This window comes from Streptomyces sp. NPDC051320, assembly GCF_040682175.1.
In the GTDB taxonomy this organism is placed as follows: domain Bacteria; phylum Actinomycetota; class Actinomycetes; order Streptomycetales; family Streptomycetaceae; genus Streptomyces.
Genome location: NZ_JBFBAL010000001.1, coordinates 361,487 through 377,807 on the forward strand (window position 1 = coordinate 361,487; position 16,321 = coordinate 377,807).

General features: G+C 68.8%; 16 protein-coding genes. 6 read left to right on the forward strand and 10 right to left on the reverse strand.

Translation table 11 applies throughout. From position 1 onward, the window contains the following. The 3 genes from AB0M87_RS01605 (at position 1) to AB0M87_RS01615 (ending at position 2,842) form a co-directional block, all read left to right on the forward strand. On the forward strand, positions 1-768 hold the full coding sequence (locus tag AB0M87_RS01605) for an ABC transporter permease (protein WP_365849222.1): 768 nt from the start codon (positions 1-3) through the stop codon (positions 766-768). A 170-nt stretch (positions 769-938) separates the two neighbouring features. Next, the gene (locus AB0M87_RS01610; protein ID WP_365849223.1) at positions 939-1,997 is read left to right on the forward strand and encodes an ABC transporter ATP-binding protein; all 1,059 of its coding nucleotides are present in this window, start codon (positions 939-941) and stop codon (positions 1,995-1,997) included. Next, positions 1,997-2,842, forward strand: coding sequence for an ABC transporter permease (locus AB0M87_RS01615; RefSeq protein WP_365849224.1), 846 nt, complete (start codon positions 1,997-1,999; stop codon positions 2,840-2,842). Before AB0M87_RS01610 ends, AB0M87_RS01615 begins: the two co-directional genes overlap by 1 nt. 26 nt (positions 2,843-2,868) lie before the next feature. Here AB0M87_RS01615 and AB0M87_RS01620 read toward each other — a convergent pair whose 3' ends face one another. Further along, positions 2,869-3,201 carry an ATP/GTP-binding protein gene (locus AB0M87_RS01620; RefSeq protein ID WP_365849225.1) on the reverse strand — a complete coding sequence of 111 codons (333 nt, stop codon included), beginning with the start codon at positions 3,199-3,201 and terminating at the stop codon, positions 2,869-2,871. A 217-nt stretch (positions 3,202-3,418) separates the two neighbouring features. On the opposite strand from AB0M87_RS01620, the gene AB0M87_RS01625 reads away from it, so the two are divergent. Continuing rightward, entirely contained in the window at positions 3,419-4,450 is a 1,032-nt protein-coding gene (locus AB0M87_RS01625; protein ID WP_365849226.1) for an LLM class flavin-dependent oxidoreductase, read from the forward strand. Positions 4,451-4,585: 135 nt separating this feature from the next. Here AB0M87_RS01625 and AB0M87_RS01630 read toward each other — a convergent pair whose 3' ends face one another. Beyond that, on the reverse strand, positions 4,586-4,978 hold the full coding sequence (locus AB0M87_RS01630) for an SCO5389 family protein (RefSeq protein ID WP_365849228.1): 393 nt from the start codon (positions 4,976-4,978) through the stop codon (positions 4,586-4,588). A 244-nt stretch (positions 4,979-5,222) separates the two neighbouring features. Between AB0M87_RS01630 and nucS the strand changes: the two genes are divergently transcribed. Beyond that, positions 5,223-5,894 (forward strand): endonuclease NucS, encoded by a 672-nt coding sequence (nucS, locus tag AB0M87_RS01635; RefSeq protein WP_365849230.1) that lies wholly within the window; start codon positions 5,223-5,225, stop codon positions 5,892-5,894. Between the two features lie 125 nt (positions 5,895-6,019). Here nucS and AB0M87_RS01640 read toward each other — a convergent pair whose 3' ends face one another. From AB0M87_RS01640 to AB0M87_RS01650, 3 genes are all read right to left on the reverse strand, one after another. Then, entirely contained in the window at positions 6,020-8,806 is a 2,787-nt protein-coding gene (locus AB0M87_RS01640) for an ATP-binding protein (RefSeq protein ID WP_365849232.1), read from the reverse strand. A gap of 231 nt (positions 8,807-9,037) precedes the next feature. After that, positions 9,038-9,361, reverse strand: coding sequence for an STAS domain-containing protein (locus AB0M87_RS01645; protein WP_365849233.1), 324 nt, complete (start codon positions 9,359-9,361; stop codon positions 9,038-9,040). A gap of 146 nt (positions 9,362-9,507) precedes the next feature. Beyond that, positions 9,508-10,356: a 3-hydroxyacyl-CoA dehydrogenase family protein gene (locus AB0M87_RS01650; protein ID WP_365849235.1), complete on the reverse strand. Its 849-nt coding sequence runs from the start codon at positions 10,354-10,356 to the stop codon at positions 9,508-9,510. Positions 10,357-10,600: 244 nt separating this feature from the next. On the opposite strand from AB0M87_RS01650, the gene AB0M87_RS01655 reads away from it, so the two are divergent. Further along, positions 10,601-11,173 (forward strand): cob(I)yrinic acid a,c-diamide adenosyltransferase, encoded by a 573-nt coding sequence (locus AB0M87_RS01655; protein WP_365849237.1) that lies wholly within the window; start codon positions 10,601-10,603, stop codon positions 11,171-11,173. Positions 11,174-11,199: 26 nt separating this feature from the next. Here the strand turns inward: AB0M87_RS01655 and AB0M87_RS01660 are convergent, their stop codons facing one another. From AB0M87_RS01660 to atpA, 5 genes are all read right to left on the reverse strand, one after another. After that, the gene (locus AB0M87_RS01660; RefSeq protein WP_365849238.1) at positions 11,200-11,646 is read right to left on the reverse strand and encodes a DUF2550 domain-containing protein; all 447 of its coding nucleotides are present in this window, start codon (positions 11,644-11,646) and stop codon (positions 11,200-11,202) included. A 121-nt stretch (positions 11,647-11,767) separates the two neighbouring features. Next, complete coding sequence (locus AB0M87_RS01665) at positions 11,768-12,142, reverse strand: F0F1 ATP synthase subunit epsilon (RefSeq protein WP_365849239.1); 375 nt, start codon at positions 12,140-12,142, stop codon at positions 11,768-11,770. 128 nt (positions 12,143-12,270) lie between these two features. Then, a complete protein-coding gene (gene atpD / locus AB0M87_RS01670; RefSeq protein WP_365849241.1) occupies positions 12,271-13,713 on the reverse strand; it encodes a F0F1 ATP synthase subunit beta in 1,443 nt (480 codons plus the stop codon). Then, entirely contained in the window at positions 13,713-14,630 is a 918-nt protein-coding gene (locus tag AB0M87_RS01675; protein WP_365849243.1) for a F0F1 ATP synthase subunit gamma, read from the reverse strand. The genes atpD and AB0M87_RS01675 overlap by 1 nt, the downstream gene beginning before the upstream one ends. Before the next feature lie 20 nt (positions 14,631-14,650). After that, a complete protein-coding gene (gene atpA / locus AB0M87_RS01680) occupies positions 14,651-16,246 on the reverse strand; it encodes a F0F1 ATP synthase subunit alpha (RefSeq protein ID WP_365849245.1) in 1,596 nt (531 codons plus the stop codon). Positions 16,247-16,321: the final 75 nt, after the last annotated feature.

Consider the following 16,321-nt stretch of genomic DNA (forward strand, 5'->3'; position numbering starts at 1 on the left):
ATGGCAACGGCTCAGGTGGTGAGGTCGGAGTGGACCAAGGTCCGCTCGGTGCAGTCGACGGTGTGGACCCTGGCCCTCACGTTCGTGGTGACGGTGGCGTTCGGCGCGCTGATCAGCGCGGTGTCCAACAACCAGTTCGGCGATCTCGACCGTGGCGACCGGCTCACCTTCGACCCGACCGCGGTGAGTTTCGCGGGGGTGGGACTCGGTGAGCTCGCACTGATCGTCTTCGGCGTCCTGGTGGTGTCCAACGAATACAGCACCGGAATGATCCGCACATCGCTGGCGGCCGTGCCGCAGCGTGGCACCTTCTATTTCAGCAAGATCGCCGTGGCCACTCTGCTGGCTTTCGTGATCGGCCTGGTCACGAGTTTCCTGACGTACTTCCTCGGGCAGGCACTCCTCGGTGATCACCGTTCGCACATCGGGGATCCCGGTGTGCTGCGCGCGGTGTTCGGTGCGGCGCTCTACATGATGCTGATCGCGGCCTTTTCGATGGGCGCCGCTTCGATGCTGCGCAGTCCGATGCTTTCGCTCGGCATTCTGATGCCGTTCTTCTTTCTGGTCTCCAACATCCTGGGGAGCGTCTCCGCCACCAAGAAGGTCGGCCAGTACCTGCCCGACCAGGCGGGCCGCCGGATCACCCAGGTGGTGTTCGCCAATGACGACGCCCCGTACGGCCCCTGGGGCGGACTCGGCATCATGGCGTTGTGGGTGGTGGCCGCGCTGATCGGCGGTTACTTCCTGCTCAAGAAGCGCGACGCCTAAGGGACAGCCCTCAGACCGGGGCTGCGAGGGCGGCTGCGGCGGGTACGAACTGCCGCAGCCGGAATTCCACGGAACCGTCAAGGGCTGGTTATCCTCCTCACACATACGGGGGCGATCGGCCAGGCGACGGCGGTGCCCCGACGACACGTGGACGTCGATGGGGCTGGAGAATGATCGAGGCAATCGGCCTGACGAAGCGCTATGGCGCCAAGACAGCCGTGTACAACCTTTCCTTCCAGGTGCGCCCGGGTACCGTGACCGGCTTCCTGGGGCCCAACGGCTCCGGGAAGTCGACCACCATGCGGATGATCCTCGGGCTCGACGAACCGACCTCCGGCCAGGTCACCATCGGCGGCCACCCGTTCCGCAAGCTGCCCAACGCCCCCCGCCAGGTCGGCGCGCTGCTCGATGCCAAGGCGGTGCACGGCGGCCGCAGCGCGCGCAGCCATCTGCTCTCGTTGGCCCAGTTGTCCGGTATTCCGGCCCGCCGGGTCGACGAGGTGCTCAGTGTCGTCGGCCTTCAGGAAGTGGCCGGAAAACGCTCCAAGGGATTCTCCCTCGGCATGGGGCAGCGTCTGGGTATCGCGGCCGCGCTGCTCGGCGATCCCCAGGTGCTGCTCTTCGACGAGCCGGTGAACGGACTCGATCCGGAGGGCATCCTCTGGGTCCGTAATCTGATGAAGACGCTGGCGTCCGAGGGCCGCACCGTTTTCGTCTCGTCCCATCTGATGAGCGAGATGGCCCTCACCGCGGACCATCTGATCGTGATCGGCCGCGGCCAGCTGCTCTCGGACATGAGCGTCAAGGACTTCATCTCGCACAACTCCGCGGATTTCGCCCGCGTCCGGACCGCCGAAGCGCCGGAGCGCGAGAAGCTCACCGCTGCGCTCACCGAGGCCGGCGGCCAGGTCATGCCGGAACATGACGGCGCGCTGCGGATCACCGGGCTGCCACTGCCACGGATCAGCGATCTGGCGCACGAGTCGGGCGTGCGGCTGTGGGAGCTCTCCCCGCACCAGGCCTCGCTCGAGGAGGCCTATATGCGGATGACGCAGGGCGCGGTCGACTATCGCTCCACGGCGGACCAGTTGCACGGTTTCGAGCCGCCGGCAGGGCCGTCCGCCCCGATGGGGCAGCCGATGCCTCCGGAGGTTCCGCAGCAGAACTGGTTCGCCCCGCCGCCGCCCGGACAGAACCCGTACGCCGCTCCCGCACAGAAGGACCTCTGATGACCGCGCCCGCCTCTCCGCCGCACCAGCAGCCTGTGGCGGTTTCGTACTACGTCTCGCCGATCCCGGTCACCGACGCGCACCTCGGGCATGCCATCGCCTCGGAGTGGACGAAGATCAGGACGGTCCGCTCCACGCTGTGGACGCTCGGGGTGCTGGTCGTGCTGGTGGTCGGGATCGGGCTGCTGACCGCGATCGCACTCAGGTCGTCCGGCAGCACGCTGGTCGGCAGCCCGGTGCTCAGCATGGGCTTCTTCGGTGTGCTGCTCGGCTCGATGTGCGTCATGACGCTCGGTGTGCTGACCGTGAGCTCCGAGTACGGCACGGGCATGATCCGTACCACCCTGACAGCCTGCCCCAGCCGGGCCCGGGTACTGACGGCGAAGGCGATCGTCTTCTTCCTGCTCTCCTTCGTGATTCTGCTCGTGACGACCGTGCTGGTCGCGGTGGCCCAGTACGCCCTGTTGAAGAACTCGCACGCTGATGCGGCCGACGCCGCCGAGTGGTTCCGCGCGACGGTCGGCGTCAGCCTCTATGTCGCGCTGCTGGGCCTGCTCTCACTCGCCATCGGCTCGCTGCTCCGGCACTCCGCGGGCTCGATCACCGTGATGCTCGGGGTGGTACTGCTGCCGTTGGTGCTGGCGCTGTTCATGTTCTCGGACTCGCTGCACACCGTGCAGCAGAAGCTCTTCGAGTACTCGATCCCCAGCCAGCTCAGCGTGTTCTACGACGTCTCGGTCTCCACGTCGGGACCTGGCGGATGGGACCCGCTGTGGATCCTGCTCGGGGTGACGGCGGCGGTGTACGCGGGCGCGCTCGCGGTCCTCAACCACCGGGACGTGTGACTCCCGCCCCACTGGCGGGCCGGGGCTCAGTACCTCGGCGCATTGCGGGACCGCTGCACCTTGGAGGTGCGGCGGTCCTTCGCGTTCCAGCAGGCCTTGTGCCAGTGTCTGCGGTCGTCGACACCGCCGTACTCCGGCCAGGCCACCACATGCGGAACGCCGGACGGGATCTCCTGATCGCACCCCGGGCAGCGGTAGCGCTTGCCCCGCGCACTCGCTCCGCTGACCATCCGGACCAGCCATTCCTCGCCCTGCCAGGACTCGGTGGACTGCAGACCGAAGCGGTCGGCTCCGGCACCGCCGCTCGGGGGCTCGCTCGGCTTCTCACCACCGCGGGGGCGGTTGCGGCGCGGGGACACGTAACACCTCACGGGGCTGACCGGACAGTTTCTCGCTTCTCCCAGCCTACGGGGGCCGAATGGGGAATTCGTCCCGCACTTCCCGCGCAGCTGGAAACCTTGTGGATCTCCAACCGGAAAATCACAACAACTTCGCCCAGCGCCGTGCCCTTGGCACGTGTCAGGCGTTGTTGCCGGTAAGGGGAGAGTCGCGTCGGCCGCAAGGAGGCAGAAGGCGATGCGCGTTGGGGCATTTGTACTGGCAGCCCAGTTCCCGGGACAGGGACAGGAAGAAGCACTGCACCGCGCGGTGCGCTCCGCGGAGGTGGCGGAGGAGTCGGGGCTCGATGCGGTCTGGCTGGCCGAGCACCATTTCGTGCCGTACGGGGTCTGCCCGTCCGCGGTGACGCTGGCCGCGCTGCTGCTCGGCCGCACCCGGCGGATCCGCGTCGGTACGGCGGTGAGCGTGCTGCCGACGGCACACCCGGTCGCGCTCGGTGAGCAGGCCGCACTGCTGCACCTCGTCTCCGAAGGGCGCTTCAGCCTCGGCGTGGGGCGCGGTGGCCCCTGGGTTGACCTGGAGGTCTTCGGCGCGGGACTGGCCGCCTACGAGAGCGGCTTCCCCGAGGCACTCGATCTGCTGCTGCGCTGGCTGCGCGAACCGCGGGTGTCGGCGGCCGGCGAGCGCTTCAGCTTCCGTGAAGTCCCGGTGGTACCGCGGCCCGACGAGTTGCGGTGCGGTGAACTCCCGGGCCCGGAGGTCGTGGTGGCGTGCACCTCTCCGGCGAGAGTCCGGCTGGCCGCCGAGCGCGGGCTGCCGATGCTGCTCGGGATGCACTCGGACGACGAGGAAAAGGCCGAGATGACCGCCCTGTGGCGGACTCACGCGCGCGCCGCCGGTCATCCGCCGGAGGTCGTCGACGGGGCCGGCCATGTGGCAGCCGGCGTGGCCCAGATCGGGGATCGCCGGGCCGGGGCGGCCGAGACACTGGTCAAGGCGATGCCGGGATGGCTCAAACAGGGACTTGACGCCCATGTCACCGTCGACGGGCAGCACCGCACGATGCGGGACCCGGTGGCGTACACCGAGACGCTCTGTGCGATCCACCCGGTCGGCCCGCCACGGCTGGCCGCCGACCGCCTTGCCGCGACGGCGGAACGCACCGGTATCACCCGGTTCGCCCTGCTCGTCGAAGGGTCCGGCGATGTGGCGGCCACCGAGGAGAACGTACGGCGGCTCGGGACCGAGGTACTGCCGCAGCTGTCGTAGCCGGCCCGATGCGGCGGTGCGACTCGGTGACTCGATTCGGCGACTCAACTCGTGGGCGCGCGTCGTGAGATGAACGGGGCACTGCCGCTCCGACAGCCATGACACCTCCCGCGGTGCAGAGCGGCAGCACGAGCGTCAGCAGTCCCGAAGCTCCGGAGACTGATTCAACAGCTGGCCCCTGATCGAGGTGAAGCGGCCGAGCCGCTCATCCACCGAGGAGTCCAGCGGGAAGACCGCCACACGGTGGCAGTTCTGGAATGCCAGACGCACCCCGAAATGCCGCTGCAGCGCTCCTCGTATCGCGTCACTCGCAAGTGCGCGCAGCAGCTGGCCGCGCGCCTGCTCGTTGGGGGGAGGCGTCTGGTTGTCGGCGAACTCGCCGCCGTCCACCTTCAGCTGTGCCACCAGAGAGCTGATCATCTCCCACGCATAAGGCAGGGAGGTCCGGACGCAGTCGACGAAGTCCGCTTCGTCAACCTCGCCTCGCTCGGCCTGTTCGAGTAGGGCCGGTGAGACGTCGAGCGACATGAGTTCTCCTCTCGCGACCCCGCGGGGCGGGGTCTTACGGGCAGGGAAGGGGGACGGCGACGCAGAGTACGCGGCTGACGACCTCCTGCATCCACGGTATGCGCGCTGACCCGCCCGCACCAGAAGAATGGGCACACAACCGGCCAATAACGATCGGTGATCCGAGCGCCGTTCGAGGAGGGTTCCGAGGTGCGTTCGAGGGCGAATCGCGTCCGCGAGGGGATGTCGAGTAGCGTTGCCGACCATGCGTCTCGTCATCGCCCGCTGCTCCGTCGACTACGCGGGCCGCCTCACCGCCCATCTGCCATCCGCGCCACGTCTGATCCTGGTCAAGGCAGACGGAAGCGTCTCGATCCATGCGGACGACCGGGCCTACAAGCCGCTCAACTGGATGTCGCCGCCCTGCACTCTGAAGGAGGGCGACGGCGAGGACGCCGGCGTGTGGACGGTCGTGAACAAGGCGGGCGAGAAGCTCATCATCACGATGGAGGACGTCCTGCACGACTCCTCGCACGAGCTCGGCGTGGACCCCGGACTCATCAAGGACGGTGTGGAGGCGCATCTGCAGGAACTCCTCGCCGACCGCATCGAAATCCTCGGTGACGGCTACACACTTATTCGGCGTGAATACATGACAGCGATCGGCCCGGTGGACATCCTCTGTCGCGACGCGGCGAGCGGCACGGTGGCCGTGGAGCTGAAGCGGCGTGGCGACATCGACGGGGTGGAACAGCTCACCCGCTACCTTGAGCTGCTCAACCGGGATCCCCATCTCGCCCCGGTCAAGGGCGTCTTCGCGGCGCAGGAGATCAAACCGCAGGCGCGGGTGCTGGCGACCGACCGCGGGATCGACTGCGTGGTGCTGGACTACGACGCGATGCGCGGTATCGAGGACGACAAGCTGCGGCTGTTCTGAGCGCTGAGCGCTGAGCGCTGAGTGTTTGCGGCGCGGGTGCACGCATCGCGGGCCCCGGCAGACTTCGGTCTGCCGGGGCCCGCGGTGTGTTCGCTGCCTGCGGTGTCGCCGCCCATCGGCTGCGGTCAGGGTGCTGAGGGGGAAGCAGGGTCCGGGGAATCGGCGCTGCCGGGCGTGCTGCTGCTCTGCGTCGACGAGTCGGTGGCCGACTCGGTGGCAGGCTCGCTCGCGGGGCCGCCGGCCGACTCACCGGCGGGTTCGCCGGCCGTGTCGGTGGCGGACTCGCCGCCGCGCTCGCTCGCGGGCCCGGTCGTCGGTGCGCCGGCCGTGTCGGATGCGGTCGGTGAACCCGGCGGCGACCCCCCGGAGCCCGAGTCTGTCGCGGACGACGACGGAGTCTCCGACGGAGTGGTCGACGGCGGCGACGACGTCACCGGATCCGACGGCGTGTCGGACGGTGTGGACGACGGCGGCGTGGGCCTCGACGTATGACTCGTCGGCGGCTTGCCAGGACTGGACGTATGCCCTCCGGGAGACGACGACGTGCCGCCTCCGGGCGAGGTGGATGCGCTGGGCGAAGAGGTCCCGCTCCGTCCCGGCTGCGTGTTGTCGCTCGCCCCGGGGGTGCCGGGGCTCGAAGGATCGGCGGCGCCACTGGCCGGCGTACGGTCCGAGCCGCTCGACGAGGTGTCGCTCGGCTCTTGCGTGTCGAGGCCGCCGTCTCCGGTCTCCTCGCTGACGGACTGGCCCTGCTTGCCGTCTCCGCCCGGGTCGTTGTTGCTCGTGGCACCGAGTGTGACGACCGTGCCGAGTACCGCGGCGAGCAGGGCACCGGCCCCGGCCGCGACCAGATTGCGCCGTGCCCCGAACACCGCCGTACGGCGCTTGTTCGGCAGGGTGGAGCCTCCGGCCGGAACGCGCCGGGTGACCAGCGCGGTGTTCTCCCGGTGCGGCTCGGGCCGCAGCGAGACGACCGCGCCGGCCGCGAGTGCGCCGCCGGCCGGCGGCGCGGAGTCGTCGGTTCCGGCGGCCGGAACCGACTGACCGGCGGCCGGGGTGTCACCGGCCACGGCGGGCACCATCCCGCCGAGGGAGGCGCTGCCCGAGTGGTCCGCGATCAGTGCGAGCGCCCTGCGCCCGGCGACCGTGCCGTGCTTGTCGGCCAGCGCACCGCGCAGCGCGATGGACGCCTCGAGTTCGGCACGCGCCCGGTCGGTGTTTCCGGAGCAGAGCGCGAGAACGCCCAGCTCGTGGTGGAAGTAGGCCTCTTCGGCGACTTCGCCGGAAAGCCTGGCCGCTTCCTGGCCGGTCCGCAGAGCCCGTTCCCAGGCCCCCCACTGCAGCCCCGCGGCGAACGCCGGAGCAGCACTGCGGGCCAGCAGGACCGCTGTGCTGGGGTGACCGGGCTCCGAGCCGGGTATGAGCGCGCTCATCGCGGCGAGAACGGCGTCCGCCTCCGCGGATGCCCGTTCGGCTGCCACCGAGGGATGTCCGGCCCACCAGGCGTAGTGCTGAGCGACGGTCTGCGCGTGCGACGTCGCCTCCTCGCCGTAGCCACCGGCGAGCAGCTGCTGTACGACACCGGGGGCGAGCCGGTAGTGCGCCCCGGCCGGTGAGAGCAGGCCGCACTGGGCGAGCTCCCCCAACGCCGCGTCCGCGTGGGTGTCTCCCACCAGGGCCGGCAGATGGGCCTGGTGCGGCACCTCGCCGCCGAGCGCGACGGCGAAGTTCACGGTGGCCCGGGCCGATGCGCTCAGCCGGGCGGCGAGCAGGACGGCAGGGGCCGCGCCCTCACCGAGCGTCGGCAGTGGCGTCGCCGGCAGGTCCCCGGACGGCCCCTCACCGGACAGCGCCTCGCCGGACGGGGCTTCGCCGGCCGGACCCGCACCCGACGACTGGGCTTCGCCGGGCCGGACCACGGAGAAGTCGGGGAACGCCGCATCGCCGGGCTGCTTCGCGAAGTAACCGAGCTCGTCGAAGGCATCCGTGTCGCCGCGCAGCAGATCGCGTCGGCGCAGCAGCGCCGCCGCCTGGACGAAGCGGAGCGGCAGCCCCTCCGACTCGAACCACAGGTCGCCCGCCCAGTGGGCCTCCTCCTCGGTGAGCGGCCGTTCCGCGGCACGCTCCAGGAGTTCCAGCGACGCGCTGCGGCCGAGGCCGGCCAGCAGGACCTCGTCGAGATGGGATTCGGCGAGCGGGGCGGGGACGTCGGGGGTGACCGCGATCAGGAAAGCGCACTCGGGGGTGGCTTCGAGCAGTTCCTCGAGTGCGGCGCCACCGAACTCCAGGTCGTCCAGCACCACGACCGCACCGATCCGGTGCACGAGACCGAGCAGATCTTCCCTGGCGGGCCGGTGCAGCGGTGCCTCGTAGACCGCTGCGAAGAGGCCGTGCAGCAGGTCGGTGGGGGTGCGGTGGTAGCCGGACAGCCGGATGACGCCGTCGGGTGCCAGGCCGGCGCAGTCACGGGCGACCGCGTCGAGCAGCGCGGTGCGCCCGGATCCCGGCGCACCGGTGAGCCGGACGGATCGCCCGCGCGCCAGCAGATGTACCAGTCGCTCGCGCTCTTCTTCCCGCTCCAGCAGGGGAAGCTCGGGACCGGCGGGGCCCGGCGGCACCGGCGGACGTGAGGCGCGCAGCAGGTCCGCGCGGACGTCGGCGCTGTGCCGCTGCGGCTCGGCGGGGTGTTCACCCGGCGGGCAGTGTTCTATCTCGCTGCCGTCGACCGGGTTCACGGTGACCGCGAAGTCACCCGCGACCAGGCGTACCGTGCGGGCGCGCGGCGCCGTCGGCTGCCCGAGGTCGGGCGTCAGAGGATCGCGCGGGGGCCGTGCGTCCCGGCCCTCGGCGCGTTCATCGAAGTGATCGTCCGCATGGCCGTAATCTTCCGGTCCCCGGCTTATCGGGTCCATGGTGAAAGTCTCCCAGATGGCATTGCGCGCGGTTTGCCTTCCCGGCCTCGCACACCACGCTGTCGCTTCTGGTCCGGTGCCCACCGTATGGGTTCGTCAATCAAGGCAGCAGGCGACCGAACCCTAAACCCTGACCGGTATCGGTGACCAGACGGGGTGCCGGGGCGTCCGGGTATCACCCCTTAGGGAGGATTGCGCGGCGAGTTCCGTTCGCGCATCCTCCCGATTTCGTCACACGCGCGGCAATGATTCCCCGGCAATTCCGCCCTCGATGGCCAGAATGCGGTGCAGCCGGGTGGCGACGAGCAAGCGCTGCATCTGCGGAGGCACACCCCGGAGCACCAGACGCCGTCCGCACCGGCCGGCCCGTCGATGCACTCCCATGATCACACCGAGACCCGTGGCATCCCATGAATCCAGCTCGGTCAGGTCGAGCACCAGGTCGCCGACGCCGTCGTCGACGGCCGAGTGCAGGACCGTACGGGCGTCCGCCGCGCTGCGGACGTCGAGGCGGCCCCCGACGACCAGCTCGACGTGGTCGCCCCTGATGTGCATATGCGCTCCCCGAGAGTGCTCGGCCTCTGTCACGTCTTTCACGTATGTCACTCAACTGACTGCCCGGCAGGCAAAGAAGTTGCCATCTGTAAGCGAACCGATACCGAATTCACACCACCGGGTGACCGCAGGGCAGCCTGTTCGGTTCAGTGCTTGTAGAACCCCTGCCCGCTCTTACGGCCAATGTCACCCGCGTCGACCATTCGGCGCATCAACTCGGGGGGTGCGAACTTCTCGTCCTGGGATTCCGTGTAGATATTGCTCGTGGCGTGCAGCAGGATGTCGACGCCCGTCAGGTCCGCGGTCGCCAGCGGTCCCATCGCATGGCCGAAGCCGAGCTTGCAGGCGATGTCGATGTCCTCGGCGGTGGCCACGCCCGACTCGTACAGCTTGGCCGCCTCGACCACCAGCGCCGAGATGAGACGGGTGGTGACGAAGCCGGCCACATCGCGGTTGACCACAATGCAGGTCTTGCCGACCGACTCGGCGAACTCCCGTGTGGTGGCCAGTGTTTCGTCGCTGGTCTTGTAGCCGCGGACCAGCTCGCAGAGTTGCATCATCGGCACCGGCGAGAAGAAGTGCGCACCGACGACACGCTCCGGATGTTCCGTCACGGCCGCGATCTTGGTGATCGGGATGGCGGAAGTGTTGGAGGCGAGGACCGCGTCCTCCCGTACGAGCTTGTCGAGCGTACGGAAGATCTCGTGCTTGACCTCGAGCTTCTCGAAAACCGCTTCGACCACGACGTCCGCGTCGGCCACCGCGTCCAGATCGGTGGTCGCGGTGATCCGCGCCAGTGCGGCCTCCGCGTCGGCCTCCGCCAGCTTGCCCTTGGCGACGAAACGGGCGTACGAGGCCTTGATCGCGTCGGTCCCCCGGCTCACGGCCGCGTCGGTCACATCCCGCAGTACGACGTCCCAGCCCGCCTGGGCCGAGACCTGCGCGATTCCGGAACCCATGAGTCCGGCTCCGATGACGGCGAGCTTCCTGGCCAATTGACACCCCTTCGACACGGTCCTGAGTACGGCTCTGGGCGGAGGCTATCGGCCGCGGGGCCCCTTGTGGCGGCTAAGAGATGCGCGTCACGTCCCACATGGCGGACATCACACTCCGGTGCGTCACCCTCTGGCCCGCACTGCGCAGTTGAGTACTTTCGCGCCCGTCCGCCGCCCCGGCGTCCGGCCCGACGCCAGACCGCGGAAGGCCGGTGCCTGACCGGTCAGCCCTTAGGCTCACCGCATGGTCAATCTGACACGCATCTACACCCGTACCGGCGACAAGGGCACCACCGCGCTCGGCGACATGAGCCGGACCGCCAAGACCGATCTGCGGATCTCCGCATACGCCGACGCCAACGAGGCCAACGCGGCCATCGGCACCGCGATCGCGCTCGGGCAGCTGCCCGAACCGGTGGTGAAGGTCCTGGTCCGCATCCAGAACGATCTGTTCGACGTCGGTGCCGACCTGTGCACCCCGGTGGTGGAGAACCCGGAGTACCCGCCGCTGCGCGTGGAGCAGGGCTACATCGACAAACTCGAGGCGGACTGCGACCGCTTCCTCGAGGACCTGGAGAAGCTGCGGAGTTTCATCCTCCCGGGCGGGACCCCCGGGGCCGCCCTGCTGCACCAGGCGTGCACGGTGGTACGACGGGCCGAGCGGTCCACGTGGGCGGCGCTGGAGGTGCACGGCGAGGTCATGAACGCGCTCACCGCGACGTATCTGAACCGGCTTTCGGACCTGCTGTTCATTCTGGCGCGCAGCGCGAACCGTGAAGTGGGGGATGTGCTGTGGGTGCCGGGGGGCGAGCGGTAGCCCTGCGGCGGCGGGGTGGGGCGGCGCTAAGCAACGTTGACTCTCTGCCCGGGCGGCGCCGCCTCCAGCCAGGCGAGGAATCCGGTCAGCGCGTCCTCGCTCATCGCGAGTTCGAGGCGGACGCCCTTGTGCGAGCAGCCCAGCACGATCGCGTCGGAGAGCAGCGCCAGCTCCTCCTCGCCCTGCGGCGTGCGCCGGGAGACGACCTCGATCGCCTGGCGCTCCAGCACCCGGCGCGGGCGTGGGGCGTAGGAGAAGACCCGGAACCACATGACGCGGTCCCCGCTGTAGCGGGCGACGCCGTAGACCCAGCCCTTGCCGGAGGTGTCCGGTTTCTCAGGGAGGTCCCAGCGCACACTGCAGTCGAACGTGCCACCGGAACGCTGGATCAGTCGCCGGCGCAGGCCGAAGACGAAGAGCCCCACCGCTACCAGTACGACGACCAGACCGCACACAAGCAGAGCGAGGATCATCTACACCGACCTCCTCGCCTCATGCCGTTGACGGAACTGGCTCTGCATCGCCTCAGCCGCGACCGGTCCGGATTGCTCCGGACGGGCCGCGGCTGAGGTCACATCCTGTCAGTGGGAGGCGTCAGTGCCCCGCCACTGCGCGAAGCCGCACATCGGCACGCCGCCCCGCGGCAGCGTCCGTGTCCGATTTCGCACGGTCCAGCGCACGCTCGGCGCGCTCGACATCGATTTCGTCCGCCAGCTCGGCAATCTCGGCGAGCAGCGAAAGCTTGTTGTCGGCGAAGGAGATGAAGCCGCCGTGCACCGCGGCAACGACGGTCCCGCCCTCGCTCGTACGGATGGTCACCGGGCCCGACTCCAGCACACCGAGCAGCGGCTGGTGACCGGCCATGACGCCGATGTCGCCGGACGTGGTGCGCGCGACAACCAGGGTCGCCTCGCCGGACCAGACACTACGGTCCGCCGCGACCAGCTCGACGTGCAGCTCAGCAGCCAAGGGTGGCTCCTCGGGTCACCACCCGGCACTGCTGCCGGGTGTCGGTTCAAAGTCTAATGAGCGTACGGAGAGGGGCGGGACACACCCGCCCCTCTCCGGGAGTCTGATGACTCACACAGATGCTCGGGTCAGGAGACGCCGAGCTCCTTGGCGTTGGCCTTGAGGTCCTCGATGCCACCGCACATGAAGAACGCCTGCTCGGGGAAGTGGTCGTAGTCGCCGTCGCAGATCGCGTTGAACGCGGTGATCGACTCGTCGAGCGGTACGTCCGAACCGTCCACGCCGGTGAACTGCTTGGCGACGTGGGTGTTCTGCGACAGGAAGCGCTCGACGCGACGGGCACGGTGGACGGTGAGCTTGTCCTCCTCGCCCAGTTCGTCGATACCGAGGATCGCGATGATGTCCTGGAGGTCCTTGTACTTCTGAAGAACACCCTTGACGCGCAGCGCGGCGTCGTAGTGGTCCTTCGCGATGTAGCGCGGGTCCAGGATGCGGGACGTCGAGTCCAGCGGGTCGACCGCCGGATAGATGCCCTTCTCCGAGATCGGACGGGACAGCACGGTCGTCGCGTCCAGGTGGGCGAAGGTGGTCGCCGGCGCCGGGTCGGTCAGGTCGTCCGCGGGGACGTAGATCGCCTGCATCGAGGTGATCGAGTGACCGCGGGTCGAGGTGATGCGCTCCTGCAGCAGACCCATCTCGTCGGCCAGGTTCGGCTGGTAACCCACCGCGGACGGCATACGGCCGAGCAGGGTGGACACCTCGGAACCGGCCTGGGTGTAACGGAAGATGTTGTCGATGAAGAAGAGCACGTCCTGCTTCTGCACATCGCGGAAGTACTCCGCCATGGTCAGACCGGCCAGGGCGACGCGCAGACGGGTGCCCGGGGGCTCGTCCATCTGACCGAAGACAAGCGCCGTCTTGTCGATGACGCCGGACTCGGCCATCTCCTCGATGAGGTCGTTGCCCTCACGGGTACGCTCACCGACGCCCGCGAACACCGACACACCGTCGTGGTTGTTGGCGACGCGGTAGATCATTTCCTGGATCAGCACGGTCTTGCCGACACCGGCACCACCGAACAGACCGATCTTCCCACCCGTGACGTACGGGGTGAGCAGGTCGATGACCTTGATGCCGGTCTCGAACATCTTGGTCTTCGACTCGAGCTGGTCGAAGGCCGGGGCCTTGCGGTGGATCGGCCAGCGCTCGGTGATCTCCGACTCGGCCTCGGGGTGGTTCAGGATCTCGCCAAGGGTGTTGAACACCTTGCCCTTGGTGATGTCACCGACCGGCACCGTGATGCCGCTGCCGGTGTTGACCACCGGGGCCTGGCGGACCAGGCCGTCGGTGGGCTGCATCGAGATCGCGCGGATCACACCGTCACCCAGGTGCTGGGCGACTTCGAGGGTCAGCGTCTTGAGCTTGCCGTCCTCGGCCGGGTCGGCGACCTCGACCTTCAGGGCGTTGTAGATCTCCGGCATCGCGTCGACGGGGAACTCCACGTCGACGACCGGGCCGATGACCCGGGCAACGCGGCCCGTGGCGGCGGCCGTCTCAACAGTGGTCGTCATTACTTGTCACTCCCCGCGGTCGCGTCGGCCAGGGCGCTTGAGCCACCGACGATCTCGCTGATTTCCTGGGTGATTTCGGCCTGGCGGGCCGCATTGGCAAGCCGGGAGAGGCTCTTGACGAGGTCCCCGGCGTTGTCGGTGGCCGACTTCATCGCACGGCGGCGGGCGGCGTGCTCGGAAGCAGCCGACTGCAGCAGCGCGTTGTAGACACGGCTCTCGACGTAACGCGGCAGTAGTGCGTCCAGAACGCCCTCCGCCGACGGTTCGAACTCGAACAGCGGAAGCACTTCGGCCTTCGCCTCCGACGGTTCGGCGGACTCCTCGAGACTGAGCGGCAGCAGCCGGTTCTCGACCGGCGTCTGCGTCAGCATCGACTGGAACTCCGTGAACACGATGTGGAGCTCGTCCAGACCGCCCTCGGCCGTGTCCAGCTGGACCGCCTCGATCAGCGGCGCCGAGACGTTCTTGGCGTCCGCGTACGTCGGGTTGTCGGTGAAACCGCCCCACGACTGCGCGACCTTGCGCTCGCGGAAGCCGTAGTAGGCGATGCCCTTGCGGCCGACGACGTAGGTGTCGACGTCCTTGCCCTCACCGCGGAGCCGCTCGGTGAGCCGCTCCGCCGCCTTGATCGCGTTGGAGGAGTATCCGCCGGCCAGTCCGCGGTCGCTCGTGATGAGCAGGACAGCGGCCCTGGCCGGGTTCTCGGCCTCCGTGGTGAGCGCGTGCTTGGCGTTGGAGCCGGTCGCCACCGCGGTCACCGCACGAGTGAGCTCGGTCGCGTACGGCATCGATGCCGTCACCTTGCGCTGCGCCTTGACGATGCGCGAGGCGGCGATCATCTCCATCGCCTTGGTGATCTTCTTGGTCGCGGTGACGGATCGGATGCGACGCTTGTAGACCCGGAGCTGGGCTCCCATGAGTCAGGTCCCTTCCGTCGTCACTTGGAGACGCTGACGGCCGGCGCGTCCTCGCCGAGGAGCTTGCCGTCCGAGGTCTCGAACTGCCGCTTGAAGTCGGCGACGGCGTCACCGATCGCGGTCACGGTGTCGTCCGACATCTTGGCGCCCTCGCGGATGGAGGTGAGGAGCTCCTTGCGCTCGCGGCGCAGGTGGTCCAGCAGCTCTTCCTCGAAGCGGCGGATGTCTTCGACCGGTACGTCGTCCATCTTGCCGGTGGTGCCGGACCAGACGGAGACAACCTGCTCCTCGACCGGCATCGGCTGGTACTGGCCCTGCTTCAGCAGCTCGACCATGCGCTTACCGCGCTCCAGCGAGGCCTTGGAGGCCGCGTCCAGGTCGGAACCGAAGGCGGCGAACGCCTCCAGCTCGCGGTACTGGGCGAGGTCCACGCGGAGCCGGCCGGACACCTGGCGCATGGCCTTGTGCTGGGCGGAGCCACCGACACGGGAGACCGAGATACCGACGTTCAGCGCGGGCCGCTGGCCGGCGTTGAACAGGTCGGACTCCAGGAAGCACTGACCGTCGGTGATGGAGATGACGTTGGTCGGGATGAACGCCGACACGTCGTTCGCCTTGGTCTCGACGATCGGCAGACCGGTCATCGAACCGGCGCCCATGTCGTCGGAGAGCTTCGCGCAGCGCTCCAGCAGACGGGAGTGCAGGTAGAAGACGTCACCCGGGTAGGCCTCACGGCCCGGCGGGCGGCGCAGCAGCAGGGAAACGGCGCGGTAGGCGTCGGCCTGCTTCGAGAGGTCGTCGAAGATGATCAGGACGTGCTTGCCCGCGTACATCCAGTGCTGGCCGATGGCCGAGCCGGTGTACGGGGCCAGGTACTTGAAGCCGGCCGGGTCGGAGGCCGGAGCGGCGACGATCGTCGTGTACTCCAGGGCGCCCGCCTCTTCCAGCGCGCCGCGTACGGACGCGATGGTCGAGCCCTTCTGACCGATGGCGACGTAGATGCAGCGGACCTGCTTCTTCTCGTCACCCGAGCGCCAGTTGTCGCGCTGGTTGATGATCGTGTCGACGGCCAGGGCGGTCTTGCCGGTCTGGCGGTCGCCGATGATCAGCTGACGCTGGCCACGGCCGATCGGCACCATCGAGTCGACAGCCTTGTAGCCGGTCTGCATCGGCTCGTGCACCGACTTACGCACCATGACGCCCGGAGCCTGCAGCTCCAGCGCACGGCGGCCGTCGGTCGCGATCTCGCCGAGGCCGTCGATCGGGTTGCCGAGCGGGTCGACAACGCGGCCGAGGTAGCCCTCGCCGACACCGACCGAGAGCACCTCACCGGTGCGCTGCACCGGCTGGCCCTCCTCGATACCGCTGAACTCACCGAGAACAACAGCACCGATCTCGCGCTCTTCCAGGTTCAGCGCAAGACCGAGCGTGCCGTCCTCGAACTTCAGCAGCTCGTTCGCCATGGCCGAGGGAAGACCCTCGATCTTGGCGATACCGTCGCCGGCCACGCTGACCGTACCGACCTCCTCGCGCGAGGCCGCGTCCGGCTTGTACGACTGGACAAAGTTCTCCAGCGCGTCCCGGATCTCCTCCGGCCGGATCGTGAGCTCCGCCATCTGGGTTCCCTGCTCTCCTTGTTGGGCCCGAAGTCTTTGGGGGTCTGGGGCTGTTTCCCTGAGCGGCTGCGCCGC